This is a genomic window from Parabacteroides sp. AF18-52 (assembly GCF_003479145.1).
GTDB classification, from domain to species: domain Bacteria; phylum Bacteroidota; class Bacteroidia; order Bacteroidales; family Tannerellaceae; genus Parabacteroides; species Parabacteroides faecis.
On sequence record NZ_QUGR01000010.1, the window covers coordinates 159,416 to 166,603 of the forward strand.

The 7,188-nt window shown below is 42.4% G+C and carries 6 protein-coding genes; 1 reads left to right on the top strand and 5 read right to left on the bottom strand.

The features are described 5' to 3' along the window. Positions 1 to 276: 276 nt before the first annotated feature. The 5 genes from DWX23_RS16830 to DWX23_RS16850 all read right to left on the bottom strand — a co-directional run bounded on the left by DWX23_RS16830 (position 277) and on the right by DWX23_RS16850 (position 3,856). Positions 277 to 1,278: a GGGtGRT protein gene (locus tag DWX23_RS16830; protein WP_122352138.1), complete on the bottom strand. Its 1,002-nt coding sequence runs from the start codon at positions 1,276 to 1,278 to the stop codon at positions 277 to 279. Between the two features lie 7 nt (positions 1,279 to 1,285). Beyond that, positions 1,286 to 1,477: a hypothetical protein gene (locus DWX23_RS16835; protein ID WP_122352139.1), complete on the bottom strand. Its 192-nt coding sequence runs from the start codon at positions 1,475 to 1,477 to the stop codon at positions 1,286 to 1,288. Next, the gene (locus DWX23_RS16840; protein WP_075556747.1) at positions 1,470 to 2,162 is read right to left on the bottom strand and encodes an iron-sulfur cluster assembly scaffold protein; all 693 of its coding nucleotides are present in this window, start codon (positions 2,160 to 2,162) and stop codon (positions 1,470 to 1,472) included. Before DWX23_RS16840 ends, DWX23_RS16835 begins: the two co-directional genes overlap by 8 nt. Positions 2,163 to 2,285: 123 nt before the next feature. Beyond that, positions 2,286 to 2,732, bottom strand: coding sequence for an OsmC family protein (locus tag DWX23_RS16845; protein ID WP_122375336.1), 447 nt, complete (start codon positions 2,730 to 2,732; stop codon positions 2,286 to 2,288). 14 nt (positions 2,733 to 2,746) lie between these two features. After that, positions 2,747 to 3,856: a TlpA disulfide reductase family protein gene (locus DWX23_RS16850; protein ID WP_122375337.1), complete on the bottom strand. Its 1,110-nt coding sequence runs from the start codon at positions 3,854 to 3,856 to the stop codon at positions 2,747 to 2,749. A 188-nt stretch (positions 3,857 to 4,044) separates the two neighbouring features. Between DWX23_RS16850 and DWX23_RS16855 the strand changes: the two genes are divergently transcribed. After that, positions 4,045 to 7,188, top strand: a 3,144-nt coding sequence (locus tag DWX23_RS16855; RefSeq protein ID WP_233587639.1) for a two-component regulator propeller domain-containing protein, incomplete at its 3' end; no start/stop codon positions are given.

The following is a 7,188-nucleotide window of genomic DNA, read 5'->3' on the forward strand; positions in this document are numbered from 1 at the left end:
TTTGTTGTTAAATAATATTTTGTGTTTTTTACAACTCGAGTAGAAATTAAAATAACGAGGATCGTATCTTTTCTTGGTCTTGATTATTTTACTTTTGGCAACCTAATTAGGCCCTATAAATGGCATATTTGGATAATAAACACTCTCAAATCTTGCGATTTTAGGTAAATTCAGTTTATCCTTAACTAAGTTGTTTTTATCTAGTACTCTAAAAACACAAAAAAACTCCCGTAACCATAACGATTACAGGAGTTTATATATTAGTAATTTATCAGATTACTTCTTCATAGCTTCCTCGATAGCAACAGCTACTGCAACAGTAGCACCTACCATCGGGTTGTTACCCATACCCAGGAATCCCATCATTTCTACGTGAGCAGGAACTGATGAAGAACCGGCGAACTGAGCGTCACCGTGCATACGGCCCATTGTGTCGGTCATGCCGTAAGAAGCAGGACCGGCAGCCATATTATCCGGGTGCAGAGTACGGCCTGTACCACCACCTGAAGCAACAGAGAAGTAGTTGTGACCGTTTTCCATACATTCTTTCTTGTATGTACCGGCTACCGGGTGCTGGAAACGAGTCGGGTTAGTTGAGTTACCTGTGATAGATACGTCAACACCTTCAGCACGCATTACAGCAACACCTTCACGAACATCGTCACAACCATAGCATTTTACTTTTGCACGAAGACCTGTAGAATACGGATATTCTTTGATCACGTTCAAAGCACCTGTTGCATAGTCGAACTGAGTCTGAACATAAGTAAAGCCATTGATACGTGAAATGATCATAGCAGCATCTTTACCCAGACCGTTCAGGATAACGCGCAACGGTTCTTTACGAACTTTGTTTGCCATTTCTGCGATCTTGATAGCACCTTCAGCAGCAGCGAAAGATTCGTGACCGGCTAAGAATGCGAAACATTTTGTTTCTTCACGAAGCAGACGTGCACCCAGGTTACCGTGGCCGATACCAACCTTACGGTCGTCAGCAACAGAACCAGCGATACAGAATGCCTGCAGACCGATACCGATAGCTTCGGCAGCGTCAGCAGCGCTTGTGCAACCTTTCTTGATAGCGATAGCAGCACCTACAACGTAAGCCCAGCATGCATTTTCGAAACAAATAGGTTGAGTTTCCTTACACATTGTATAAGGATCGATACCTTTAGCGTCGCAGATAGCTTTTGCATCTTCGATACCGTTGATACCATATTCCTTTAAAACCGCGTTGATGTGATCAATACGACGGTCGTAACTTTCAAATAAAGCCATATTATTTTTACTTTTTTAAATTCTTATTTACCAGGAATAAAGATATTAGAAAGTTGAAAACAAGTACACCGCCGCAACAGGCCATATAGAATGCCATCCAGGGACGGTCCGGCTTCATAACGAAGTAGGTGATTACCGTCGCGATAACAGTTATGATTATTAGCCCGGTCAGGACGCGTGTCAGTGTTTTCTTATTCATTACGAGGGTCGATATATTTTACAGCTTCTTTGAAACGACCGTAAGAACTTTTCGCTTTTTCCAGTGCTTCGTTAGCATCGATGCCTTTCTTTACCATATCCATGAATTTACCCAGGTGGATGAATTCATATCCGATCACCTGATCGTCAGCATCCAATGCCATACGAGTACAGTAACCTTCTGCCATTTCCAGGTAACGAACACCTTTAGCCAAAGTACCGAACATAGTACCAACCTGGCTACGCAGACCTTTACCTAAATCTTCCAGACCGGCTCCGATAGGCAGACCACCTTCAGAGAAAGCGGACTGAGTACGTCCGTAAACGATTTGCAGGAATAATTCGCGCATAGCTGTATTGATAGCGTCGCAAACAAGGTCAGTGTTCAATGCTTCCAGAAGTGTTTTGCCTGGAAGGATTTCTGATGCCATCGCAGCAGAGTGAGTCATACCAGAGCAACCGATAGTTTCAACCAGAGCTTCCTGAATGATTCCTTCCTTAACGTTCAGTGTCAGTTTACATGCACCTTGCTGAGGAGCACACCAACCCACACCATGAGTCAAACCTGAGATGTCAGTGATCTGAGTAGATCTAACCCATTTTCCTTCTTCAGGAATCGGAGCGCAAGGATGGTTGGCTCCCTTCTTTACAACACACATGTGTTGAACTTCATGTGAATAAATCATAATCGCTAATTTATTATATTAAAGTGATAATAAAACTTTATGCTAATTTTTATGTAATATCGCTTTCTAAAAGACCGCACAAAGATAAAATTTTTAATTCAGCCATGCAAGACGGAAAGTTCGTTATTTATCGATAGGCTGAATATTAAGTTCGGTACCGTTAAGCAGTATCCGGTAAGTGATGGGGCCTATCTTTTTCATCATAAGCGCTACACCGCAGTATTTTTCCTGTGAGAGACGGATCGCTTTTTCTATCCGGGCACTGTCTTCTGTGTTTCCTGTAACATGGTAAGTAACATCGAAAGCAGTATAAAGCATCGGGATCGTATCGGATGTCTCTGCTTTGACATCGATCGACAGTTTGTCGAAGCGAACTCTCATTTTCTTGAAAAGAGAGATCACGTCGACACCGCTGCAACCGGCCATAGCAACGAGCATCAACGCTTTCGGGCGGACACCCGAACCGGTGCCGCCGTCTTCTTTGCTGGTGTCGATCGTTACCGTATGGCCATCCATCTGGGTTTCAAAGGTAGAATCCTTTTTCCAGTCGAGAGTGATTTGGGCAGACATATCGTAACTTTTTATTATTTAAGTGCTTCTTGAAGTTTTGCATCTATTTCTTCGCCGTGAATGTTCTTGGCAATGATCGTACCGTCTTTATCGACCAGGATCGTATGAGGAATACTGTTCACGCCATATAAGGCAGCACCAGCATTCTGCCATCCTTTCAGGTCGGAAAGCTGTGTCCAGGTAATGTTCAGGTCCTTTACACCTTTGGCCCAGGCTTCCGGTTTGCTGTCGAGCGAAATACCTACTATTTCAAAACCTTTATTTTTATATTGTTTGTACAATTCAACCAGATGTGGCATTTCTTTGCGACAGGGAGGACACCAGGATGCCCAGAAGTCGATCAGGACAACTTTGCCGTTGCCTACGAATTCTGACAGGTTATGAACTTCACCTTTCGGATCAGCCATTTCAAAGTCAGTGAATTTTTTACCGACTGCAACGTTTTTCAGAACTTCCAGATGACTGACCATTTTGTCGATATTCGGCTGTGCCTTAAAGGTTGAGTCGGCTTTTGACAGTATTTCGTTCTGTTGCTCTTCACTCAGGTTGTAACGGTTATCGTATAAATATCTGGCAGACATTTTCTGGTCCATATGAGCCAGAATATAGTTACAGATAGCCTTGGTTATTTTGTCGCTGATTTCATCGTACTTCTTTTCTGCAGCAGCTGCAACCGTTTTATCTTCGGAACGTATTTCGTCTCCCAGTTTTCCCATTTCATCGAAAAATGGTTTGAGACTGTCTTTCATAGCCTTTTCTGCATCGTTGGCGGGAGTTCCGGTTACACTTGATAAGGTATCTAGGTAGATAGTTAGTTTACCGTTTTCAAGTGTGAACGTTGTCTTGAATGGAGTAGCCATGCCGCGTTCAGCCTGAACAACATCGGGCGAGAACTGAATGATCGTAATCAGTGATTCATTTTGAGTACCCTTGAATTTGAATGTATTATTTTCTACCAGCGCACTGTCGAAAGGTAAAACATCCGGATTCCCGTACTCATAAAGATATACGTAATTCCCGTTCAGATCGGCGTTTGAAACTGTACCGGTTATTTCGTAACCTGGTTTTTCGCTGCAAGCTGCAAGAAGCAGGGCGGAGGCAGCCAATGAAAGATACTTTTTCATATATTATATGTGTTAAAACGATGTCATCACCTTGTAATTTGCGAAGTTATCGCTTTATTAATTATAGTTTATTTCTTTAGGCTTAAAAAGTTCTAATATTACCGAAAAGATGGATTATATTTGTTGTCTGATCGGTATCCGGGTGTTTACAGGCGGATACCGGGGATTATTTTACAAATATTCAAACTATGACTTGGACCAATAATAATGAACGGACAGTGAGATGGTTTCCTGGTGTGAAACTGTTGGTGCTCGTTTCGTTTTTATTCTGCATATTTTCAGACGGAAAGGCATCGATATCGTTGCATAAGGCAAATATCGATCTGTCGAATAATGCAATCATCGATATTTATCAGGACGATCATGGCTATATGTGGATCGGTACTTACGACGGCCTGAATCTTTTTAATGGAAGAAATACCTATGTGTATCGTTTTGAGCCTGATAATAAATATACCCTTTGCAGTAACATTATTAATAAGATATCGGATGGTGGTCCCGGATACCTGTGGATATCCACCTCTATGGGATTGAACAGGTTCTCACTGCGCGACCGCAAAGTAACGGAGTCATATCCGGAATATCCGGAATGTGTTTTAATTGCAACCGACTCATTGGAGAATACATTGGTTATCAGTCAAAAGAACTTTATATCTTGCCATACTGCCCGGACCGGAGCTTTTCAGGATATTTATACCCAAGGCATAAACCCGGGAACGACAAAGATATTGTTTACTGACCGGCAAGGTGGTTTTTATCTCCTCTCTTCGGACGGAGCTCTGAAGCAACTGGTTCCTGACTATTCCAGATTGCCTTTGACCATACAAATAAGGGAAAACAAAATACATGACGGTCAGATAAGTCAGGCCTTTTATGAAGAGGGTATTATTTATTATCTAGATACTGACAACAAATTATATCAGTATAGCATAGATAAAAATAGAAAAGAGTATCTGTTCGACCTTTCCGGGTGGATAGAAAAATATGGAAATATAGCTCGTATCGCTTCTTTCCAGTCGAAGCTGTATCTGGTTTTCAGGAATGGCCTGTTGCTGGAACCAACTTTCCCGGAAGAAGCAGTCGACCTGAATATAGGTGTTTTCAGTATGTTTAAAGACAAAAAACAGAATATCCTCTGGATCGGTACGGATGGACAGGGAGTCCGGATGCTATATGATAAATATGAACGTTTCGACGGATTATCTCTGGAAAACCTACCTTTTGTGATGCGTAACCCGGTCCGTTCTGTTTATACGGACGAAGATAAGACATTATGGTTCGGGACGAAAGGGGATGGTTTTATCCGTATAAAAGACTATGATTCATACGGGAAAAAACAGATTCCGGCAGATAAGATCGATCGTTATACGATGGCTGACGGTCTTTCCAATAACCGGGTCTATTGTTTTTACAGGAGCCAGTATCATCCTTTGGTTTGGATCGGTACGGATGGCCCCGGTCTTTCCTATTATTCCTATGAAGATGAAAAAGTCCATACGTTGCCCAGTAAAATCGATACACGGATACGGTATGTCCATTCTGTTTGCGAGATAAACGATTCGACATTATGGATGGCAACAACGGGTGACGGGTTGATCGAGGTGATTCTGGAACAGGATAAATCCGGACTGGCGGTTAAATACCTGCAATCTTATCTGTTAGAGAAGGACGGTAAAATATGCAATGAGTTTTATTCCATGTATTATGATGGAAAATCGACTCTCTATCTGGGTAGTCGTGGAGGGTATGGGATGGCACGCTTCGACCTGACTACCAGGCAGTATGATTTCATGTCGATGAATAATTCCGGCAATCAGGCTATCGGTGATGTTTTGAGTTTGTATTACAGCAGCGACTCGACCATTTATCTGGGAGCCAGTTCGGGGATGACCCGGATGAAATGCGACCAGTCGGGAACCTGCGAAGTCTGGCAGTACGACCGGAGTGATGGTATCAGCAATGATATGATTCACGGCATTCTGGAAGATCAGGACGGATGTATCTGGTTGAGTACTAATAAGGGGCTGACAAAATATAATCCCCATAACAGCTTTTTCCATAATTATGGAAGTCAGGAACTGATGGTCACGGAGTTTTCCGATGATGCCTATTGGAAATGTCCTTATACCGGACGTCTGTTTTTTGGCGGCATCGACGGGTTGATATGGATCGATCCCCAAAACGACCGATTGGAGAGTTATAGTCCCGATCTTCACTTTTTTGAATTGAAGATGGGAGGGGAAACAGTCAGCTTGTACGATTATACGGAAACAAATCCGGTTCCCGTCACTATTCCTCCCGATGTTTCAACCTTCAGTATCTCCTTTGTGGCAACCGATTATATTCATGGAGATAACTATGAATATTCTTATCTGTTGCAGAATTATAATACCAACTGGACAGAGTTACAGAAGAATAATGAAATATCGTTTACCAAACTGCCTTACGGAAATTATACCCTGAAAGTGCGTTACAAGAACGATGTCTATGACTCGAATGCACGGGAATATCTGTTACCGCTGAAGGTTCTCCCTCCCTGGTATCGCGGAACCTGGGCGATCGTTATCTATATCCTTTTGTTATTTGCTTTTTTAGGCTTGCTGGCTTATTGGATCAATAGGCGTATTGCGGAAAAGCAACAACAGGTTGCCCGGAAAATCCATGAAGAACAGAAAGAAAAACTGTATGAAGCCAAATTGAATTTCTTTGCAAATATAACCCATGAGCTTTGTACGCCGTTGACTTTGATAAACGGAGTAGGGGATTATATCCATTCCTATGCGGAGAATACTTCCGATAATAAGTTGAAAAGGTATATCCGTATATTGAGGGACAACGTTATGAGCCTGAATGAACTGATCCAGGAAATCTTGGATTTCCGTAAGATAGAAGAGGCGGGTTTGAATTATTTCAGTATCAAACACATCTCTGTTTCCGATATCATCCGCAGGCAGTATGAATCTTTTACGCCTATCGCCGAGCAGAACGGGATAAAGTTTACCTTGTCTCTGCCGGATCAGCTTTACTGGAATACAGATCCTACCGGATTAAAGAAGATACTGGTCAATCTCGTATCCAACGCTTTTAAATACGCAGATGAAGCCGGGGATATATCTATCTCTGCCGTTGCGGAAAATGAATCGTTGGTCATCCGTGTCTATAACTCGGGTAAAGGTATTTCGGAAACAGACCTGAAAACGATCTTTGACCGGTACCGGATATTGGGTGATCTGGATGGAAACAATTATACACAAACAACCTCCAGGAATGGATTAGGCCTGTTTATCTGTCATAGTATCGTACAATCCCTGCAGGGGAGTATAGATGTTCGG